This window comes from Rhizobium sp. Root1334, assembly GCF_001426665.1.
Lineage (GTDB): Bacteria > Pseudomonadota > Alphaproteobacteria > Rhizobiales > Rhizobiaceae > Pararhizobium.
In genome coordinates this window covers 143,230-163,110 of the sequence record NZ_LMEY01000002.1, presented here as the reverse complement: position 1 = coordinate 163,110, position 19,881 = coordinate 143,230, and the positions used below count along the sequence as shown (strand labels likewise).

The 19,881-nt window shown below is 57.6% G+C and carries 18 protein-coding genes and 6 pseudogenes; 13 read left to right on the top strand and 11 right to left on the bottom strand.

The window, feature by feature from the left end:
• Positions 1 to 176: 176 nt before the first annotated feature.
• From ASD36_RS08310 to ASD36_RS08280, 7 genes and pseudogenes are all read left to right on the top strand, one after another.
• Positions 177 to 758 carry a YidB family protein gene (locus ASD36_RS08310; RefSeq protein ID WP_060509834.1) on the top strand — a complete coding sequence of 194 codons (582 nt, stop codon included), beginning with the start codon at positions 177 to 179 and terminating at the stop codon, positions 756 to 758.
• Between the two features lie 470 nt (positions 759 to 1,228).
• Entirely contained in the window at positions 1,229 to 2,320 is a 1,092-nt protein-coding gene (locus tag ASD36_RS08305; protein WP_060509832.1) for a PHB depolymerase family esterase, read from the top strand.
• A gap of 101 nt (positions 2,321 to 2,421) precedes the next feature.
• Entirely contained in the window at positions 2,422 to 2,760 is a 339-nt protein-coding gene (locus ASD36_RS08300) for a hypothetical protein (RefSeq protein ID WP_037102822.1), read from the top strand.
• A 61-nt stretch (positions 2,761 to 2,821) separates the two neighbouring features.
• Complete coding sequence (locus tag ASD36_RS08295; protein ID WP_060509830.1) at positions 2,822 to 3,217, top strand: hypothetical protein; 396 nt, start codon at positions 2,822 to 2,824, stop codon at positions 3,215 to 3,217.
• A 24-nt stretch (positions 3,218 to 3,241) separates the two neighbouring features.
• Entirely contained in the window at positions 3,242 to 3,517 is a 276-nt protein-coding gene (locus tag ASD36_RS08290; protein ID WP_060509829.1) for a hypothetical protein, read from the top strand.
• A 234-nt stretch (positions 3,518 to 3,751) separates the two neighbouring features.
• A pseudogene (locus ASD36_RS08285) lies at positions 3,752 to 4,516 on the top strand (catalase); the annotation flags it as partial.
• A 130-nt stretch (positions 4,517 to 4,646) separates the two neighbouring features.
• Positions 4,647 to 4,835, top strand: a pseudogene (locus ASD36_RS08280) (transposase); the annotation flags it as partial.
• A gap of 287 nt (positions 4,836 to 5,122) precedes the next feature.
• On the opposite strand, the gene ASD36_RS08270 reads toward ASD36_RS08280, so the two are convergent.
• The 3 genes from ASD36_RS08270 to ASD36_RS08260 all read right to left on the bottom strand — a co-directional run bounded on the left by ASD36_RS08270 (position 5,123) and on the right by ASD36_RS08260 (position 8,137).
• Complete coding sequence (locus ASD36_RS08270; RefSeq protein ID WP_060509824.1) at positions 5,123 to 5,494, bottom strand: response regulator; 372 nt, start codon at positions 5,492 to 5,494, stop codon at positions 5,123 to 5,125.
• Between the two features lie 163 nt (positions 5,495 to 5,657).
• Positions 5,658 to 6,698, bottom strand: a complete 1,041-nt coding sequence (locus tag ASD36_RS08265; RefSeq protein WP_060509822.1) for a sensor histidine kinase — start codon at positions 6,696 to 6,698, stop codon at positions 5,658 to 5,660.
• Entirely contained in the window at positions 6,695 to 8,137 is a 1,443-nt protein-coding gene (locus tag ASD36_RS08260; protein ID WP_060509820.1) for an ATPase domain-containing protein, read from the bottom strand. The genes ASD36_RS08265 and ASD36_RS08260 overlap by 4 nt, the downstream gene beginning before the upstream one ends.
• A gap of 401 nt (positions 8,138 to 8,538) precedes the next feature.
• On the opposite strand from ASD36_RS08260, the gene ASD36_RS08255 reads away from it, so the two are divergent.
• From ASD36_RS08255 to ASD36_RS08240, 5 genes and pseudogenes are all read left to right on the top strand, one after another.
• Positions 8,539 to 8,748: a cold-shock protein gene (locus ASD36_RS08255; protein ID WP_027687039.1), complete on the top strand. Its 210-nt coding sequence runs from the start codon at positions 8,539 to 8,541 to the stop codon at positions 8,746 to 8,748.
• A gap of 143 nt (positions 8,749 to 8,891) precedes the next feature.
• Positions 8,892 to 9,167: a hypothetical protein gene (locus tag ASD36_RS08250; protein WP_060509818.1), complete on the top strand. Its 276-nt coding sequence runs from the start codon at positions 8,892 to 8,894 to the stop codon at positions 9,165 to 9,167.
• Between the two features lie 336 nt (positions 9,168 to 9,503).
• Positions 9,504 to 10,961: a PAS domain S-box protein gene (locus tag ASD36_RS08245; protein ID WP_060509816.1), complete on the top strand. Its 1,458-nt coding sequence runs from the start codon at positions 9,504 to 9,506 to the stop codon at positions 10,959 to 10,961.
• 48 nt (positions 10,962 to 11,009) lie between these two features.
• Positions 11,010 to 11,159 (top strand): annotated as a pseudogene (locus ASD36_RS30900) (LysR family transcriptional regulator); the annotation flags it as partial.
• A 248-nt stretch (positions 11,160 to 11,407) separates the two neighbouring features.
• Positions 11,408 to 12,031, top strand: a complete 624-nt coding sequence (locus ASD36_RS08240; RefSeq protein ID WP_060509938.1) for a plasmid pRiA4b ORF-3 family protein — start codon at positions 11,408 to 11,410, stop codon at positions 12,029 to 12,031.
• Between the two features lie 79 nt (positions 12,032 to 12,110).
• On the opposite strand, the pseudogene ASD36_RS29825 reads toward ASD36_RS08240, so the two are convergent.
• Positions 12,111 to 12,403 (bottom strand): annotated as a pseudogene (locus ASD36_RS29825) (type II toxin-antitoxin system RelE/ParE family toxin).
• A complete protein-coding gene (locus tag ASD36_RS08235) occupies positions 12,400 to 12,708 on the bottom strand; it encodes a type II toxin-antitoxin system RelB/DinJ family antitoxin (RefSeq protein ID WP_060509815.1) in 309 nt (102 codons plus the stop codon). The pseudogene ASD36_RS29825 and the gene ASD36_RS08235 overlap by 4 nt, the downstream one beginning before the upstream one ends.
• 209 nt (positions 12,709 to 12,917) lie before the next feature.
• On the opposite strand from ASD36_RS08235, the pseudogene ASD36_RS29820 reads away from it, so the two are divergent.
• Positions 12,918 to 13,795 (top strand): annotated as a pseudogene (locus ASD36_RS29820) (hypothetical protein); the annotation flags it as partial.
• A gap of 17 nt (positions 13,796 to 13,812) precedes the next feature.
• On the opposite strand, the pseudogene ASD36_RS30515 reads toward ASD36_RS29820, so the two are convergent.
• From ASD36_RS30515 to ASD36_RS08205, 6 genes and pseudogenes are all read right to left on the bottom strand, one after another.
• Positions 13,813 to 13,955, bottom strand: a pseudogene (locus ASD36_RS30515) (IS481 family transposase); the annotation flags it as partial.
• A 151-nt stretch (positions 13,956 to 14,106) separates the two neighbouring features.
• On the bottom strand, positions 14,107 to 15,444 hold the full coding sequence (locus ASD36_RS08225; protein WP_060509811.1) for an MATE family efflux transporter: 1,338 nt from the start codon (positions 15,442 to 15,444) through the stop codon (positions 14,107 to 14,109).
• Between the two features lie 109 nt (positions 15,445 to 15,553).
• A complete protein-coding gene (gene tdh, locus ASD36_RS08220; RefSeq protein WP_060641720.1) occupies positions 15,554 to 16,588 on the bottom strand; it encodes an L-threonine 3-dehydrogenase in 1,035 nt (344 codons plus the stop codon).
• Positions 16,589 to 16,748: 160 nt separating this feature from the next.
• On the bottom strand, positions 16,749 to 17,936 hold the full coding sequence (locus tag ASD36_RS08215) for a glycine C-acetyltransferase (protein ID WP_060641721.1): 1,188 nt from the start codon (positions 17,934 to 17,936) through the stop codon (positions 16,749 to 16,751).
• A gap of 163 nt (positions 17,937 to 18,099) precedes the next feature.
• Complete coding sequence (locus tag ASD36_RS08210; protein WP_060509809.1) at positions 18,100 to 19,185, bottom strand: NAD/NADP octopine/nopaline dehydrogenase family protein; 1,086 nt, start codon at positions 19,183 to 19,185, stop codon at positions 18,100 to 18,102.
• Between the two features lie 49 nt (positions 19,186 to 19,234).
• Complete coding sequence (locus ASD36_RS08205; protein WP_082512331.1) at positions 19,235 to 19,849, bottom strand: XRE family transcriptional regulator; 615 nt, start codon at positions 19,847 to 19,849, stop codon at positions 19,235 to 19,237.
• Positions 19,850 to 19,881 lie beyond the last annotated feature (32 nt).

Sequence of the window (19,881 nt, the reverse complement as noted above, 5' to 3'; positions counted from 1 at the left end):
CCTTGCAGGATCGTTGAGTGATCCTCGGGCCAGACAACCTTCGAAGGTCATGAAGGTTCCAATCGCCGTGTAACCGACGGGAAAAAAACTTTTGAAATTTGCAACATTAATCTCATGACGGAACATGAGGCCGCCGATCGAGTTAGTGAGCAGTTCACGAAATACGGGAGATCATCATGTCACGCAGCGCAATGACCGCACTTCTCAGCGTACTGGCCGTCGCCGGATTTCAGAACCGGGACAAAATCGCTGAAATGCTGAAGGGCCTCACTGGGAATCTCCAGCGCAGCACGGATCCCAGCGGAACTTCCGGGAGCGATCCGGCCACTGCAGGTCAGTCCGGCGGCCCCGGCGATTTGGGAGGTGGACTGGGCGGTAGTGGGGGGCTTGGTGGCCTTGCCGACTTGCTGAGGGGCACCTCCGGCGCAGGTGGCATCCTGAGCGGTGGGCTCGGTGGCCTGCTTGATCAGCTTAGCCAGACCGGCCATGGCGAGACGGTCAAGTCTTGGGTCAAGGATGGCCCGAACTCTGAAATCAATGACCGCACCCTGTCGGACGCTCTCGGTCCCGACGTTCTCCAAGACATAGCTTCGCGGACCGGTCTGTCGCAGGAAGAAATCCTCACCAGGTTGACGCGCGATCTTCCCAAGGCGGTTGATGGTCTCACACCTAATGGGACGCTTCCGGTCGAAGTCGACGATGAGCAGGCAGAAGAGCGGGCGACATCAGTTCCCTCGGTTAAGCCAACGATCGTATGATGCCTGTCGGAGCACGTCGCAAGACACGGGTATGAGTACCAACGCTATGCATTCCTACCTGACTCGCCTGGAACGCGATGCGTCGCCATCGGCTCGCAGCCCCAGACCGTTGATGATGAAAGCTCTTATTGAGGAATGATATTCCGACCGAAGCAGGTCTGGAGGAGTTGCATCGGTGGGTAGCCCTTAAGTTCCGTCAACCATCGCCCGGCGGCCAGGTGGAAACGATACTGCAAGCCAAGAATCTGGAATAGGCCGAACTGGCATATTGTCGCCGCCCCCAGGTTCACCCTTCAACTACTGAGGAGGCCCGCGATCGGCTACGTTCTGGTGGCTGGCGTTCTGTACAGGCCGCCAGGTCACGAACAAGTACAATGCCACGCCATTAATATTTGTGCAGCGCAGCAACCTTTTGCCGCATACTGCGTTGGGATCGGGCGGTTCTCGCCGAAGGCCGCTAGGAGCACCAGATGCGATCTATTTCCGATACCATTGAAAGACTGGGTAAATTGCGCTCAGCCCACAGTTTCTCCCCGCTGTTCGATGACAGGCTGATCGATCTAGGCTCGTTCGGTTCTAACCCGGGCGCCCTCGAGGCGAAAATTCATGTCCCAAAAGGGATCATGCCTCGCGCGCCACTGGTCGTTGTCCTTCATGGATGTACTCAGACGGCCAGTGTGTATGACCACGGCTCCGGATGGTCTCGCCTCGCGGACGACTATGGCTTCGCAGTGTTGTTCCCCCAGCAGACGCGGAGCAACAACACCAACACCTGTTTCAACTGGTTTGTACCCGGCGACATCCGGCGTGACCAGGGAGAGGCGTTTTCCATCCGTCAGATGATCGGAACTGTGACCTCGCGATACGACATCGATCGGAGCCGCATCTTCATCACCGGACTGTCCGCAGGTGGAGCTATGGCGAACGTGATGCTCGCAACGCATCCGGAGCTTTTCGCAGGTGGCGCAATCATTGCAGGCCTCCCTTATGGTATTGCGACGACGGTTCCGGAAGCGTTTGACCGCATGCGCGGGCATGGCCTGCCCGGACCGGATAGTCTTCAGATGCTTCTTCGGTCTGCTTCCCAGCACGATGGGCCTTGGCCGACGATCTCGGTATGGCAAGGCACAAAGGACCAAACGGTCGTCCCCGCGAACGCTTCCGCGATCATCGAACAGTGGCACGGCGTGCATGAGCTGGAACAGCCGCCCGCAACCGAACGGCTCGACCGCCATCAAAGGATCGTCTGGAGAGGCGCGGACGGGCGCGAAGCCCTCGAGCTCTACCAGCTCGGAGGGATGGGACATGGAACGCCGATCGATGTTACATCGGGCTATGGCAGAGCTGCCCCGTATATGCTGGATGTCGGCATCTCCTCGACCCAGCACATCGCCCGCTCCTGGGGTTTGATCGCATCCTTCGAAAAACGGGTGAACCTTGATCCCGGAAAGTCGCACGAGCCGCCAGCGAACACCTTTCAACCCCCATTTTCTTTAGAAAAAGGAACGGAAATCCAGCAGACGATCGAGAAAGCCCTTCGGGCGGCAGGCCTTATGGAATGAGCGCTGGCCGCAGTGGCCAGTCTTTCGTCAGGCTGCCCTCGAGCGCGAAGCGATATCGACCTGAGAGCATGCGCAGCCTCTCGACCTAATTTAGGAAGCCAGTGCTCGATATCGAAATCGGACTGTATTGGGAGTTGAAGGAAGACATGACCGCGACCGACCGACAAGCCTTCATGCAATATCTGATCGAGAGGGCCAGAGCGTCCGACAGCCCGATCGACGGTGACGCCGATTTCATGATGCTGGCGCAGCTTTGGATCGACGGCGAGATCGATATCGCAGAGGTGCGCGAGCGTTATGGCCAAGTTCGCGAGCGTCGGCTGGAAGAGCGTAGAACTGCCCGCTTTGCTGCGGTCTTGCCACCATCTGGAGAGGCGCTTTCATCTGCCGACGATCTTCTCGACGAGATCGGGCGAATGTCGCATTCCGCAGGCTATTGAAGGCGGCGGAACATTCACGCGCGCCAGTGGTTACGGGAGGTGAAAAAGAGGAAAATATCCGATGAGCACCTACAAAGACGAACGCGGCGATACGGTTTCAAGAGTGGAGACCCAGAAGGTCGTCGAGGCAACGCCCGTGCAGGCACGGCAGGGCTTGCTTGGTCGACCAGTACTGATGGTGCTGATAGGCGGCCTCGTCCTCGCCGCCATCGCCTGGGCTATCGCGGGCATGTATGGAGAGGCTGTAGACAACGACGCCGCCACGGAAACGAAGCAAACCACGACGACCGATACGAAGGCGGTGGTCACACCGACCGATCAGAAGGTCATCGACAACACTGCACCTGCTGGAGAAACCATGCAGACCGCACCAACAGACCGGGATCCCACGGCTGAATCCGGCACGGGCGGCGATTCGCAATCCGTCGCACCGGCGGGGACCGAGAAGACGGAGTAAAAAACCTCGGATAGGAGTTCAGACATGACAGATGACCAAGTCGCACCGGACACTCCGATCGAAGAGCCAGCACCGCTCGTTGACGAGGCGCTGGCGGCGACGGACCGGAAAACCGAAAATCAGGACGAGCTCAGGGCGTTGCGGTTGGAAGTCGCCCGGTTAAAGGATTTGCTCCACGCCGCAGCCTCGGGAGCGGGCCGCCTGGCGATGGAAGAGTTCCGCAGCAAGGTGCGGGTTCAGCCGATCGCGGCTGCGGCAGCGGGCGGCTTCCTGGCCTTTTTGTATGGCGTCACACGATGAGCGCCACAGACAATCGGTATGGCGTGACTTGAAAGCTTGCCGATCCCAAACGCATGGAGCTCGATCAGTGCCTGCCGGGAATCCACACCGCCTAATCCCCTTTTAAAAGTGTAACGATAAGGAGCCTTCCGATGTCGAATGCTACGAACGACCAGAGTCACCTTGTCCCTTCCAGTGGAACCAGTCAGACCGAATTCGGTCAGTCTGTCGAGAGACGCGCCGATTGACAGGCAGTCGATCCAGTCCGGCAATTTCCCTGAATGGGAACTGCAGGTTCAGCTCTTTGACCAGGAATTCGCTGACAGCTTCGATTTCGACATCCTCGATCCGACCAAGATCATTCCCGAAGAAATCTTGCCGCCGCAGCCAGTCGGCCGGCTCGTGCTCGATCGGATGCCGGACAACTTCTTCGCCGAGACCGAACAGGTCGCGTTCATGACCCAGAACGTGCCGCCGGGCATCGACTTCAGCAACGATCCACTGCTCCAGGGCCGGAACTTCTCCTACCTCGATACCCAGTTGAAATGTCTCGGCGGCCCGAATTTCACGCATCTGCCTATCAGCGCGCCGAAGTGTCCCTTCGCGAACTTCCAGCAGGACGGCCACATGGCCATGCGTAACCCAGTCGGTCGCGCAAACTACCAACCGAATTCGTTCGGTGAAGGCCCCAGAGAGTCACCCGTGCAGGGATACCGCCATTTTCCCGCCGAAGAACAGGGACCAAAAGTCCGGCTGCGGCCTGAAAGCTTCGCTGACCATTATAGCCAAGCACGCCAGTTTTTCATTAGCCAGACACCGCCCGAGCAGCGCCATATCGTCGCCGCGCTGATCTTCGAATTGTCGAAGGTACAGACGCCAGCGATCCGCGAGCAGATGGTCTCCCATCTGATGAATGTTGACGAGTCGGTGGCCAGCAAGGTCGCACATGGCCTGGGGTTCAATTCGATGCCGAAGCCTGCCGATGCCGCCATGCCGACAAGGCAGGATCTCGAACCCTCTGTCCGGCCGTCAAAAGCCCTGCCCGCAGCGCGTCTGGCGGCGCCATACGGATTAAAGCTCGCGTTCTTTCAGGTGCATAACCCTCATTAGGCAATCTACATTATTGATCCGCTTGCATCTTCATCTTCCAGCCAATTATGGACACGTCGCCATCTCCAACAATCGCCTCGTCGATATCGAGGATGGCGCGGTGCGCTTCCGCTGGAAGGATTATCGGCACGGTGATCGGCAAAAGGTCATGACCGTATCGGCCGATGAGTTCATCCGCCGCTTTCTGTTACACGTCCTGCCCGAGGACTTCCATCGGATCCGCTACTACGTCTTCCTCGGCAATCGCTATCGCGCGCAAAGGCTCGCTTGCTGTCGTGAGCTGCTCGGCATGCCGATTTCCGCGCCGTGGGACAAACCGACGTAAACACGGCGCCCAAAACCCTGCGCCCCTGCTCGGATGGATACCCTGCTGGTCACATCCGAAGCGATGATCGCCGAAAAGCCGAAGCAAGAAGCGGCGCGGGCATTTCCACCCGGCGCTGGCATGGATTTCTGGCGCGGTTGGAAAACCAGGGAGCTCGCCTCGAAAGGCGGGCTTCCGATCGCAGCTTATGCCTACGCCGCCGCCAGCATTTCTCTCATCGTCGCGATGACGCGGGCATGATTGTATGGCTTGCTGAAAAACTTGCCCTTAACCGGTAAAAGCTCATCGCTCAATTGACGGTGGCCCGAAGCCACGATGATTTTGACCGGGGGCCACCTGTCGCGAACAGCAGAAGCCAGCTTCAATCCGTCCATGCTGCCCGGCATGTCGATGTCGGTGAACATCACCTGGATCTCCGGATGGGCGTTCAGAATGTCAATAGCTTCATCGGCATTTGAAGCTTCGAGCACGATGAACCCCTCGTTCTCAAGCGAGATTGTTATATCCATCCGTATGAGCGCCTCGTCTTCGACGACAACGACTGTGATCCCTGTTTGCGTCATCCCTCATACTCTCCGCCGTTGACGCTTGCACATGTGTCTTTTTTTAATAAGCGAACCGGATGAACGCGCGGAAAGACGGATTGATCCAGGGAGGAACCGGATTATCCTCCAGGGTGTTACGGAAAAGGACCATTCAGTGTGTAATTGACGAAAATCTCACAATCTATTGTCGTGCTAAGCGGGCCAACGACCCTCTCACTGAGAAACGAAAACCATCCGGAGCGAAGACGATCTCCGGAACCGTGCCGAATAACGATCCGAGCGCGGAGCGCACATATCGTGTGCCATAACCCTGCCGCGTTGGCTCTCGCACAGCCGGCCCGCCGACTTCCGTCCAGTCGAGAGAGAGTTCGGAACTGCCGTTTACGGCAACAGACCACAAGAGTTCAACATGCCCATCGTGATGTGAGAGGGCGCCATATTTGATGGCGTTCGTTATCAGCTCGTGCAGGCATAACGCTATGGTTGTTCCGGCTTCCCGGCTAACAACGAGATCCGGCCCTGTGACATGGATGCGGCTCACGCCATCGCTGTTGTATGGAGACACCGTCAGGTCAACGACGGCTGAAAGCGAAACCTCCTCGCCGCCGGCCTCGAAGACAGCGCTATGGACGTTGGATAGCGCCTGCAGACGACCGGCAAAATCGCTTGCCAGTTCATCGACAGACGTGGCCCCGCGCCGTGTCATATGGAAAATCGATGTGACGCTCGCCAGGATATTCTTTACCCGGTGATTGAGCTCCAGACGCAATTCTCGTTCCCGCTGGATTGAATCGCGGACCTGACGTTGGCGCAGCCGCACCAACAGATTCGACTGGATCCCGTTCACGAACTCTAGGGGCGCGATCGGACGCGTGAAAAATAAGAGACGCGAGCCGGGCCAGGGCTTCAGCAATTGGTCGCGAATCCGCGCAATGGACGCCGCGCGCTCCAAAAGAACGATGATGGGCACTTCGGACCAGTCGGGCTGCTCGGCGAGATGGGCGGCAATCCGCGCAACAACCTCCGGGTTGAGTGCCTCGTGGGTGATGACGATGATACCCGGAGACAAAGCGAGATGCTCGACAAGATCGCCGTCGGCCTTGGCAGCCTTGACCTCGATCTTCTGTTCCCGAAGAAAGGCAGCGACGTAATCGGCGTCCTTGCGAAAGGGAGCAAGGACGAGCACCCAGTCGAGCTCACTTTCGGTGGGGACTGCCTTCATTTCGGATCAGGCAGGGGATTATAGGCAACCACACTGACGCTTCCGCTTTCGATGATCAACTCACGGATATTGAGATCGTGTGGACCGTGACGCTTTTTGACCACGGTAATGTTTCGGCGAAGGCGCCCCTCATGCTCCATGATCCGCAAAAGCAGAACAGTGTCGCCGAGAAAGCTGACATCGACATCGATGCCGACATTCTGGCCGATCAGACCGTGCTGAGCAACGATCAGCATCGTCAGGACACCTGAGCGAGCAAGGTACTTCAGCAGCGACTGGATGTCGCGAACCGCTTTCTCGCGATGGGGCAGAGAGTTCAGGTAACCGGTCAAGCTGTCGATGACCACGACCCGTGATTTGTTCTGCGTGACGGCGTCTTGGACGATCTGACCAAACTCGCCTGGCGAGATTTCATTGGGATTGAAATCTCGCAGAATGAGCTTGCCATCTTTGTGAAACTGCCTGAGCTCCATGCCCAAACCTTCGGACCGACGAAAGAAAGTCTCCAGCCGCTCCTCGAACAGAAAAAGAGCGACATTTTCGCCGCGTTCGAGCGCTGCCGTCGCATAAAGGGAAGACATCGTCGATTTGCCAGTGCCTGACTGCCCGATGACCAATGTAGTGGTTCCAGGTTCCTGGCCACCGCCGAACATTTCGTCAAGCTCGGCCACCCCGGATTTGATGAGCTGCGGCTTGGAGCTTTCGGATGCCGCGCTGGGCATGATGCGGGGAAACACGACAACGCCCTCGCCTTCACGGATAGCCATATCGTGATAGCCGTCGGCAATTGGCACGCCGCGCATCTTGGAGACCTCGATACGGCGACGCACGCCCCCATATTCCTCCAGCGACTTGTCGAACCGAATAACGCCGTGGGCAAGCCCCTCGACCTCCTCGCCGCTACGTTCGTAGCCCGGCGTCTGTGTATCCAACAGCAGTGCGACAACGTTCTTTTTTGCGAGGAACGATTTGAAGGCGATCAATTCGCGGCGAAAGCGAGGACTATCGCCGGTGATCAGGTGAACCTCGAGGAGGGAGTCGTAAACGAGGCGACGAGGCTTATGCTCCTCGATTGCGGCTTCAATGGTCTTTCTCGTCTCGTCCAGGCGGAGATCGGCGGTCAGAAATATGCTCTGGTCATCGGCCTCGTTAACGGCGCCCGACGTGGACAACTCTTCCACCCGGATCCCGTCGAGCGTCCAGCCGTGCGACACGGCGATTGCCTCGAGCTCTGCGGCCGTTTGAGACAGCGTGACGTAAATACAGCTCTCGCCGGCCTCGACACCGGCGCGCAAAAACTGCAGCGCGGCTGTGGTCTTGCCCGATCCCGGCGCACCCTGTAGCATGTAGAGGTTCGACGCAGGCAGCCCACCGCGCAGGATTTCATTCAGGCCGGCGATACCAGTGCTGACAACAGCGGGCTTTTTCTGTTTAGGCATATTTATCTTCCGCTACAATGCTCGGCGCATATTGAAAATCGATGGCGCCCATCATCCGGAGAAGAGCCGCGTTGATGTTATATTTGCCTTTCTCAAAACTTCAATGATGCCTGTGATGCGTGCAGCATGCGATGTGAATTTTTTGATGAATATCGATTGCCTGTCGCAAGATATTGCGAAAGATTGACGCCAGGATTCTACAGAAAATCACTGTCGAAACCAAACATTGACGCCTCAGTGCAAATCGGCTACAAGCTGAGCTATCGATTTTTTCTTGCCGAGCTTTGGTTACCACGCGACTGGCACCGCGTTTTGAACGAACCCTCTCTTTAAAATGATCGCTATCGTCATCCGTAACGCATTGCGTTGCGGTCATCTATATTGCTATGAAAGGGTTTACTATGACCACTGGCACCGTAAAATGGTTCAATTCCACAAAGGGCTTCGGCTTCATTCAGCCTGACAACGGCGGCGCAGACGCCTTTGTTCACATCTCTGCAGTCGAGCGCGCCGGGATGCGCGAAATCGTAGAAGGTCAGAAGATCGGTTTCGATCTCGAGCGCGACAACAAGTCGGGCAAGATGTCTGCCTGCAACCTTCAGGCCGTATAATCGGTAACTGCTTTCCGTTGACCACGGATGTACTGGCACTGTCGAAAGCAACTACCTCTCGAGGTCAGGCAGATTGCCTGGCCTTTTTTTGTGCCTGACGCTACGGCATGCGGCAAGCCCTGCCAGAAATCATTAGAGATCCGATGAGCGAGAAAACCAGTGAACTTCAAGCTATCAACACCGCATGGCAAATTGCGATCCAGGAAATTCTGAGAATGGTCGTTCGCGACCTCTATAGATCCGGCGACGAGGCTTCATTCCTCGCGCATATCAAGCGCATCGAAGAGGCTGCCGTCGACAGTATTTACACCGGGCTGATGCTGCGGGGAACCGACGAGTGGACCGAAGTTCTCGTCAAAGAGAAGGCCAGCAATTTCGTCACAAGCCTTCTTACATCGTTCACGTACGATCGGGTGTGAAGCGCCTCAATCTATGCGTCTTTGCAATCAACAATCAGGGCTGAACAACCAAGCGTCCTGATTTTCTACGACCCAACTATCGCATGTACCGGCGCTTTTCCCGTCTAACAAAGCTCGCAAGTGCCGCCGCAATGGATACGCTCCGCCAACCCCGCCAAGGCGCAACCGACAGCCTTGAGCGCAATCAAATCGCCAACCCCCACCCGAGTTAGCGTGTTGCGCTAACACTATGTACAAAATAGGCTTTGCGCTTGAAACGGGTAGAGTTTCAGCCTTAATATGCGTTGACTTGCTAACCGGAAGCCTTCAAATAAATGGCAGGCGCGAGGGGTTTCAATGTACAATCATCCGGCCACCTCCGATCAGAGTTCGATGGTTGAGATCATTCGCAACCATGACTGGGCAAGCACGAGTCTTGGACCGATGTCGTTTTGGCCATCCCAATTGAAGTGTGCCGTCGATATCGCAATTCCATCCGGTGCACAGATCGTGATGTTTTGCGGTGATGACTTCACTGCCATCTATAATGATGCATACGCCCCATCGATCGGGACGAAGCACCCCAGGGCGTTAGGAAGGCCGGCGAAAGAAAACTGGGCCGAACTTTGGTACGACCTGGAACCACTTCTGCTCAAGGTTCGCGACTCCGGCGAGACTGTCGTTGCCAAGGACAGGTCCTTTTATATCGAGCGGCACGGTGTACCGGAAACGGTGTACTTCGACATTTCCTATTCGCCTGTTTCCGACGAAAACGGGCATGTGCTCGCCGTTCTATGTATCGTTAACGAAACGACGGAACGGGTCGGCTACGAGGCAAAACTCAAACGCCTGGCGTCGATCATCTCCTCATCGGAAGATGCGATCCTCGGCATCGACCTCGCCATGACGGTTACAGACTGGAACAGCGGCGCCGAGGAGCTCTATGGCTTCTCGGCCGAGGAAATTGTGGGCCGGTCGGTCACACTTCTTATTCCAGATGACCGCGTCGACGAGGAGACGCACATCGTCGCCCGCATTAAGGCAGGAGAGCGGGTAGAGACCCATGAGACCGTCAGACGGCACAGCAGCGGACGGCTTCTGGACGTTTCGCTAACTGTCTCACCAATCTATGACGCAGATGGGAGGATCGTCGGCGCTTCAAAAATTGCCCGCGACATTACGCCACGAAAGGAAGCGGAGCGCGTGCAGGAGCTGCTAATCGGTGAACTGAACCACCGCGTCAAGAACGTCCTTGCGACGGTAGCGGCTATCGCCCGTCAGACTTTTTCCGACGCCAATGACATCGACATCGCGAGGGCCACCTTCGACGCCCGCTTGCAAAGCCTTGCCAGAGCGCACGACCTTCTGACGCGTGGCAGGTGGGAGGCCGCGAGCCTTCGCACCGCAGTTTCCGAAGCATTGTCTCCCTATCCACCTGAACAGTTCGACATCAGCGGCCCCGATATCGACGTCTCGCCGAAAGCCGTCGTGGCCCTCACGCTCATTCTGCACGAGCTGGCCACGAATGCCGCAAAATATGGCGCGTTGGGAGCCAGTTCCGGAAAAGTGGCGGTGTCATGGGACGTCTCGGATACCAACGCGCAACTCACGTTATCGTGGAAAGAAACGGGGGGGCCACAAGTCACGCCGCCGACCCGCAGGGGCTTCGGATCCCGGTTGATTGAAGCCCTCTCGTCTGGCCAGCTTCGGGGTCATCTAGACCTCAACTATGACGTTTACGGCGTCCATTGTATAATTGGGGCACCGCTCGACTCCGGATGGAGCGACCACGACCATATTCAATCGCGCCTGTGATGGCGGATTTCAGGTTTCCGCCCGGCGCTGTGACCACTTGAGAAGCAGCGCCGGGTTAATATGTGGAAAGGGTGGGCGCCGCCCGATCTCTGTGTGACGCTCTGCTACCCACCCTATCAGGCCCTGCCTCCCCGCATCGCCTCCTTCTCAATGTTCTTCAAGGGGCACGTGGCGGCTCAGATGGTCATGCTTGATTGACATCGCGCATACCCTCACTGGCGTCAGCATGCTGCGGGTGGTCTCGACGGTGGAGATTTTCCTGTCGCTGCGACGGTGAAATCTGTTCCCCCAACACGCTCGGCTCCCCCAGGCGCATCTTCCGGTCGACGCTATCCACCTCATCTATGGCTCTGGTGAGAATTGAATCAACGACACCTAACAATATCCTGACAGGCGGCGCGAGCGACGGACTTGACGACCTTCCGCAAACCTTGTTCATTCGGGCAATGTTCAAAGCCGCAAACGCTGTACAGGTTAGAGTTTCCATCGATGAGATCAAGCCGGACGTCTGGCGTCGCCTGCTCCTGCCGGCCCATTGGAACCTGGAGCATGTGCATCTGGGAATTCAGGCCGGCTTCAACTGGTGGAACTATCACCTCTATGAGTTCCGCATCGGTGGTCTTCGGTACGGAGACGTCGAGATCCTGACAGAGGATGCCACTGACGACGATCCTCGGGTATTCGATCAGAGAGAGGTTCGCTTGCTGGACTTCGAGCAAGGGGCTGTCTTCAGTTACCACTATGATTTCGGTGACGGCTGGCGACACACCGTCGCGGTCGAGGACTTCTTAACACTCACTACCACGCCCAAACACGGGGCCTGCATCGCTGGCGATAGGGCTCGACCGCCCGAAGACGTTGGTGGGGTGTCGGGATATGAGCGGTTCCTGGAGATCATCGACGACCGGGAACATCCCGAATATGGCGAAACCATCCAGTGGTGCGGCGGCTACTTTGATCCCGAATGGTTCGACCTTTCGATCGTCGACAAAGATCTCCGCAATGCCCTAAGGTCGAACGTGAGACGGCGTCTGTATCAACCCAAGCCTAAAGCCGCCCCGAAGAGATAAATTGGGCGAAGCTTACAAGTGAACGCCTTGATTTGGTTCGAACCAACGACCTGTTGTGTCTCAGCATCGAAAACAAAGTCTAGCTCGTTGACAAAGTGTCTGGCCATTCCTGCGCGCCATGTAGGACGCCAAGAATACGGACCGCTGTTTCGGTGATTGTATACGCCGCGACGTCCGGCGTACCGCTAATAACCAGTTCGAGGGTGCCGGCAATTCTGCCAACACGACCGCTTGCGGGGAAATCTATCAACCGGCGGACGGCGGCAACGATCCGCTCATCGACCAAAATGGCCGCTGATGATTCTCTAATTCTATGTACGTAAAGATGGCATCGCGATCGGATAACGCGAACGCAGACCAAGTAAGCTTCACGATTTGCGCTCAGCTGCTTTGAGACGGGCTGCCGCCCGGCGTTCAGCGAAATGCACCTCGACTTCATCATCCGAGACGTCCGGTCGAGTATCGTTCAGCGCTTCAAGTACCTTGGTGCGAAACCACGCGTCATGGGCCTCGCTGCCCGAAAGCAGCTCGAGCGGCAGCGCACCCTCGTTGGCCGTTCGTGTGAGTAAGATACGAACCGCGTCTGATACGGTCAGCCCCATATTTCCAAGCACCGTGGAGGCACGATCCCGAACCTCGGCATCAATACGAGTTTGTACCAGTGCATTTGCAGCCATATCGATCTCCACTTTGACCGGTATCACAATGCAAATGAATGACAAATGCCATTGTTTTTAGGGCTGCATTCGTCAGTTCTAGCCTCCCTGAATTGCTCTTTAACCACCGGGCGCAAATGCTCGCACTTGCCGCAATACCGTTTTGTTAAATGTCCAGTCCTATTCCCGCTCGCCCTCGGCACTGGTGCCGAGAGAAATGGAGTAAGAGTATGGCAAGGCACGATCTCTTATCTCATCACTTTCAACGAAAAATCTCGGACTTCTGCGAAGCGCGCGTTGCTCCAATCACCTCAAAGCCTGTGCTGGAAAACGTTCAGCCCTATCTCATAGGTCTCGACAGCCATCGACGGCCGCCACCGATCTTGAATGGCCGCATGGACGGCCATTGGCAAGGTATGCGGGATTGAAGGAATTGACGGCAGAGTTGAAGAAACAGTTGCGTCCGGGACATGACGCGATTATCCGCCGGCTCGGGGCGCCACATTCCGCCGAGGACATACGATCCATACAACCACGTGCGAAATCGGACAACGCCGTTCCGCGCAAGTCGGAAACTGCTCCACGCTCCAGGCCGGGGACAGATCCTCTCCAACAAGACCCCACTCCATCTTCGTCTGCGCCCAGACGGCCACAACCGAAACCGATTAGTCCTCTCCCTGAGCCATTGTTAGAGGTGACCGGTGATCCGGCCAGATTTTAAGATGTGCTGATTTATCAGAAGCGCCGGTTCGGCGAGGACTACTGGCAGCTTTACCGCGCCGTCGTTCGACGGTGCGAGACCCTCGACGAAAAAACTCTGCTGTCATGGATTCGGGGCGAACGCTTGCCCCGATCTCTGACGAGCTTCGAGGTCCTGCCCCGCATCGAACGGCGTTATCGACTGGTGCAAGGCTATTTCAAGGCGAGCTTGCCGCACCAGTCTCGTTCTCTTTACCGCCATGATATGGATGACATCAGTGCTGCGGAACGTCGACGACTAGCATGGCGTCTTCCGGACGATTTCAGCAGCTTGCCATTCTCCAAGCGGGAGGAAATCATCGAATGGGTGCGCAGGGTCATCATCTCGGGCTCAACCGACTATCGCCGCTGCCAAGATAACAGACGAGAAGCGCGCTTACGCCCTTTGGCCACGGTCTTCTGATTTATCCCGTAGCGCTTGGAGAGTGCCCCAAGCTCTCTTGACTATTTTATACTGCTCGACGGACTGCCTCTGTCGTCGTGGCGTTGCCGTGCGGAACCTGTCCCATAGCGAATCCCTCCAAACCAGCGAAAAGACTGCACCATCAAAGTCTGGGATGAGCATTTAGGTTGTCGACGCTGATATCTCCGCGCCCTTTACCCCAGAAGTCGAAAAGATCACATAAAATCAACGCGAGATGCGTCCCGTACACAGGTCTCCTAGAAATTTTGCGCGTCAACAAAATCCCTATGCTTCAGGCCGAGCCCTAGCGTCACGGCGCGGGCAAGCATCAGGACCATCATCGCGGCCCACAATCCATGATTGCCCCAGATTTGCTGCAGCACATAGGCTGTCACAAGGAAGATGACGGTCGAGATGAACATGCTGTTGCGCAATTCCCTTGTGCGCATTGCACCGATGAAGACGCCGTCGAGCATGTAGCTTGTCACCGAGACCACCGGCAATACGACCAGATAGGGAAGGAACGTGACGGCGGACGTGCGCACATCTTCCTGGTTGGTCAGAAGTGCTATGATCGACGGACCCGCGAACGCATAACAAAGCGAAAATAACAGCGCGACCAGACCCGACCACAGGAAGGCGGCCTTGATTACGCGGGCAAGGGCGTCTCTGCGCCGTGCGCCAATGACGGAACCGACGAGGGTTTCGGTGGCATGGGCAAATCCGTCCAGCCCGTACGAAGTGATGCCATGGAGATTGAGAAGGACGGCGTTGGCGGCCAGAATGGCATCGCCTTCTGCGGCACCGCTGCGAGCAAACCAGCCGAAGCAGATCAGCAAGAACAGGCTGCGCAGGAATATGTCGCGGTTGACTGCGATTAATCGTTGAAATGCAAGCCTATCCAGCAAATCCCGCAACGCCAGCGCCGGGCGCGCGCCAAAAGGCTTGACGATTACAAGCCCCGCGATGAAAGCAGCCCATTCCGCCAGCGCCGTACCTGCGCCGATGCCGGCGACCCCCCACTCGAAAACGAAGACCAGCGTCAGTGTCGCGGCGAGATTGATCAAATTCAGCGCGATCTGCAAGCCGAGTGAAACCATCACCCGCTGGCGCCCCAGGAGATAGCCAAGCAGAACAAAATTCCCAAGGGCGGCGGGGGCTGACCAGATTCGGGCGAAAGCGTAAGCCGAAGCGCTTTCATAGACGGCCGCGCTGCCGCCTAGGAACCCCAAACCAATCTCGATGATCGGCTTTTGCAGGATAATGATCCCTGCACCGCCGGCGGCGGCAATGAGAAGCGCTCTGAGCAGATGCAGGCGCATGAGAGCGCTATCGTTGGCACCCCAGGCCTGCGAAACCAGGCCGGTTGTCGCCATCCGCAGGAAGCTGAAACTCCAGAACAGGAAATTGAACAGCACACCGGCGAGCGCGACGCCGCCGAGATAGGACGAACCCGGCAGATGCCCTGCCACCATCGTATCGACCAATGACAGGATCGGTTGAGCCAGGTTGGCAAGAATGATGGGAAGCGCCAAGGTTAACATCCGGCGGTTCCAGTTTTCCTGCGGGTCTGCAGATTGCGCGATGTTCATCATTCAAAGCTCCTCGGCGGGGAAGACTTCTCGCAAGAATGAGTTGGCATTCCGATCTCCCCGCCGCCCGGCTTGTTCCCAATTAACCTTGTCCGTATGCCCTCACCCGCCCCTACCAGTCCATGACAACCTTTCCGGAATTGCCGGAGCGCATCGCTTCGAAGCCCTCACGGAAATCATCGATGCCGATGCGGTGGGTAATGATCGGCGACAGGTCGAGGCCGCCTTGCACGAAGGCAATCATCTTGTACCAGGTCTCGAACATTTCGCGGCCGTAGATGCCCTTGAGATTGAGCATCTTGAAGATCACCTTGTTCCAGTCGATCTCGAAGCCGGCCGGCGCGATGCCGAGAATGGCGATCTTGCCGCCATTGTTCATCGTGTCGATCATCGAACGGAAGGCCGGCGGGGCTCCGGACATTTCCAGCCCGACGTCGAAACCTTCGGTCATGCCAATGCGCTTCATCACATCGGCGAGGTTTTCCTTCGACGCATCGACGACATAGTCGATGCCGACTTTCCGTGCGAGATCGAGGCGAATGGGATTGATATCCGTGATGACGACCTTTCGTGCGCCGGAGCGTTTCGCGACCATCGCGCCCATGATGCCGATCGGACCGGCGCCAGTGACAAGCACATCCTCGCCCACCAGATCGAAGGAGAGCGCGGTGTGCACGGCATTGCCGAACGGGTCGAAGATCGCCGCCACCTCATCGGGCACATCGTCGGGAATGGCGACGACGTTGTATTCCGGAATGCAAACATATTCGCCGAAGGATCCCGGCCGGTTGACGCCCACACCTTTGGTGTAGTGGCACAGATGCCCCCGGCCGGCGCGGCAGTTGCGGCATTTGCCGCAGACGATATGCCCCTCGCCCGATACCCGCTCGCCGACATGGTATTTGGTGACGGCCGATCCGATCTGCGCAATCACGCCGACGAATTCGTGACCGACGACCATCGGCACGGGAATGGTCTTCTGTGCCCACTGGTCCCAGTTCCAGATATGCACGTCCGTGCCGCAGATCGCCGATTTCTTCACCTTGATCAGCACGTCATTGGGACCGGGTTCCGGCACCGGCACATGCTCCATCCACAGGCCGGTTTCAGCTTTGGATTTGACGAGCGCCTTCATCATGTTTGTCATGTTTCATGTCCTCAAATAATTAAAGCGCTACGCGCCGCCCCTCACCCTAGCCCTCTCCCCGCAAGCAGGGAGAGGGGACGACGGAGGCTGCCGCCTCTCCCTGCTCCCCGTTTGCGGGGAGAAGGTGCCCCAGGGCGGATGAGGGGCAGCCCTGCAATGATCAGATCACGCCCAGCTCTTTGCCGACCTCTTCGAACACCGCGATCGCGCGGCGCACATCCGCCTCGCTATGCGCCGCCGACATCTGGGTGCGGATGCGGGCCTGGCCTTTCGGCACGACGGGGAAGGAAAAACCGACGACATAGACGCCCTTTTCCAGCATCTTGGCAGCAAAAGCCTGTGCCAGCGACGCATCGCCGAGCATCACCGGGATGATTGGATGACCCTCACCGGCGAGCGTGAAGCCCAGCTTGCCCATTTCGCTGCGGAACAGCGTCGCATTGGCTTCAAGCCGCGACCGCAGCCCGTCGCCATTGTCGATCAGGTCGAACACTTTTAGCGAGGCAGCCGCAATGACCGGCGCCAGCGTGTTGGAGAATAGATAGGGCCGCGAGCGCTGGCGCAGCCATTCCACCACTTCACGTCTTGCCGACGTATAGCCACCGGAGGCGCCGCCAAGCGCCTTGCCGAGCGTGCCGGTGATGATATCCACCCTTCCCTCGACGCCGCAATATTCGGCCGAGCCGCGGCCATGTTTGCCAACGAAACCGACGGCGTGGCTGTCATCGACCATGACCATGGCGCCATATTTGTCGGCGAGATCGCAGACCCCTTGCAGGTTGGCGATGATGCCATCCATCGAGAAGACGCCGTCGGTAGCGATCAGCTTGAAACGCGCACCCTCGGCTTTCTTCAACTCTTCTTCAAGCGCCGACATATCGTTGTTGGCATAGCGGAAGCGTTTGGCCTTCGACAGCCGCACGCCATCAATAATCGAAGCGTGGTTGAGCGCATCGGAAATGATCGCGTCTTCCTCGGAAAGCAGCGTCTCGAACAGACCGCCATTGGCATCGAAGCAGGAGGAATAAAGGATCGTGTCCTCCAGTCCGAGGAACGAGGAAATCCGCGCCTCAAGCTGCTTGTGCTCTTCCTGGGTGCCGCAGATGAAACGCACCGAGGCCATGCCGTAGCCGTAACGATCGAGCGCCTGCTTGCCAGCCGCAATCAGCTCGGCATTGTCGGCAAGCCCGAGATAATTGTTGGCGCAAAAGTTCAAAACTTTCGCACCGGACGCAACCTCGATCTCGCCAGCCTGCTTGGACACGATCACACGCTCCGACTTGTAAAGCCCCAATGACTTCAAACCGGAAAGCTCCGTGGAGAGATGGGACAAAAATGCGCTTGTCATTGCAAATGCAACCTCGCTTGAGCCGGTGACGCTTTTCGCGCAACAGCGTTTTGGAAAACCTTGTTGGAGAACCATGAGGAGGGCTTGATACCGCCCTCCCCTCCTTCGGATTGGTCAGCGTTCGGCAGTCCACCTGACGCAAGAGCAAAGGATCCGATAACGATCAGGCCGCAGCAGCGGGAAACCCGTTATGGCAGAGGTCCTTCAGTTCCTCCAACGACATCGCATCCAGCTCCAGAGCGGAGAGAAGGTCGTTCTCGGCGGTGAAGTCGCGGCCATACATGGCCGAGAAAATCCGTACACCGGCTTCATGTAGCTCCGCAGGATAACCAGCGAGGCGGCCGATCTTCGCCGTCATAACTAGTCCGAACGGGACATCTTCGGTCACATATCGGCTGTCGGCCGTGGCCGGACCGCTACCGCCATTGCCGGCTTCGTGCATTTCCTGGTTCATCCGGGAGATCGAGCTGATCGGCACATGGAACGAAAGATGGAAATGCTGGAAGATATTGCGCACATCAAGACCGAGCTTGGTGGCAATGGCGATCCGTTCCTGGTCAAGATCCTCAAGAAGACGTCCAACGTTCGGCGTGACGTTCTGGCCCTGGCTCCAGCTTTCGCCCCGCTCCATGCGGGTCATGTTGCCGAGCGCGATCCCCATGTGGTTTTGTGGGTTGAGGTTGGAAAGCGCGATCGCCATCAGGCTACCGCGATCGAGGAAACGATCGCCGAACAGCTCCTTGCAAACAGCGAGACCGGCGGCACTGCGCGCGGCAGGCACTGTTGCAAGGTCAACCTGTTTGCGGACTGTATTCACATTGACCGATGTCGGGCCCTGCTGTCTTCCGGTCACAGCGGTGGTGCCCCAGGCAACAATCGTGGCGACGACGCCTCGCGCGGCGAGCAGGCGTGAAAGATACAGCGCACCAAACGAAGCATGAGAACTGAAGACAACGGTCTGCTGTGACGCAACATACGGTGCGATCGCGTCGAGAACGGTCTTGTGGCCATAGGCCGGAAGCGCAACGACGAGCACGTCTGCGCCAGCGACGAGTTTTGCAGCGCTCGCTGCAACGGCCGGATGGAACGTGCCCTTGATTGCCCCATCGGCAACGAGTGCTTCGCCAGCAGCCAACGCCTTGGTGCGTTCGCCGGATGGCGACCACAAGGTCACCTTGTGCCCTTGCTGCTCAACAAGAGCAGCGGTTCCATAAGCGATCGAACCCGCACCAACAATACCTACCCGCATTTACAATTTCCTTTTCTCGTCAATCTATTGAACCGGCACAACCCGGCCATCATTTTGGACGTATCGACGTCCGTTGTGCGCCCGGCACGACATCGCCGGATGCAACCACCAGGAAGGCTCCGGCCCCGACCGGGCCAACGCTCTTCAGCGAATGGGGCACGTCGGCGGCATAGCGTGCCGTCTCGCCCGCCCGCACCGTCATTGTGCTGCCGGCACTTCTGACCAGGATCTCGCCTTTGGTGCAGTGCAAATGCTCGATAGTACCTGCTCCGTGCGGGTCACTTGCTAGCTCCCCTTCTGGTTCAAAGCTCAGGAGATACCATTCGATCAGCGAAACCATATTGGCTGGTGACAGGATCTGCAGCGTGCAGCTGCCGTCGGCGCTGCGAATGGTCGGCGTCAGGTTCCCCGGTTGCAGGTCGATAATCGAGCCGCCGCCCCGCTCCTCGCTGGCGCCGCCGATCAAACTGTTGAGATCGATCTTGAGCGCGCGCGTCAGGTGCCAGAGCGTTCCATAGGTCGGATTGGCATTGCCCCGTTCGATTTCCGACAGCATCGAACGCGACACACCGGACATTGCGGCAAGTTCCGCGAGCGTCAGATTGAGTTCTTTTCGATAGGCCTGCAAGCGTGGCCCGATTTCGGGCGGATTGATCGAAAGCATGTTTTGTCCCCCTTCTCCGAGCCCGTAAGCGT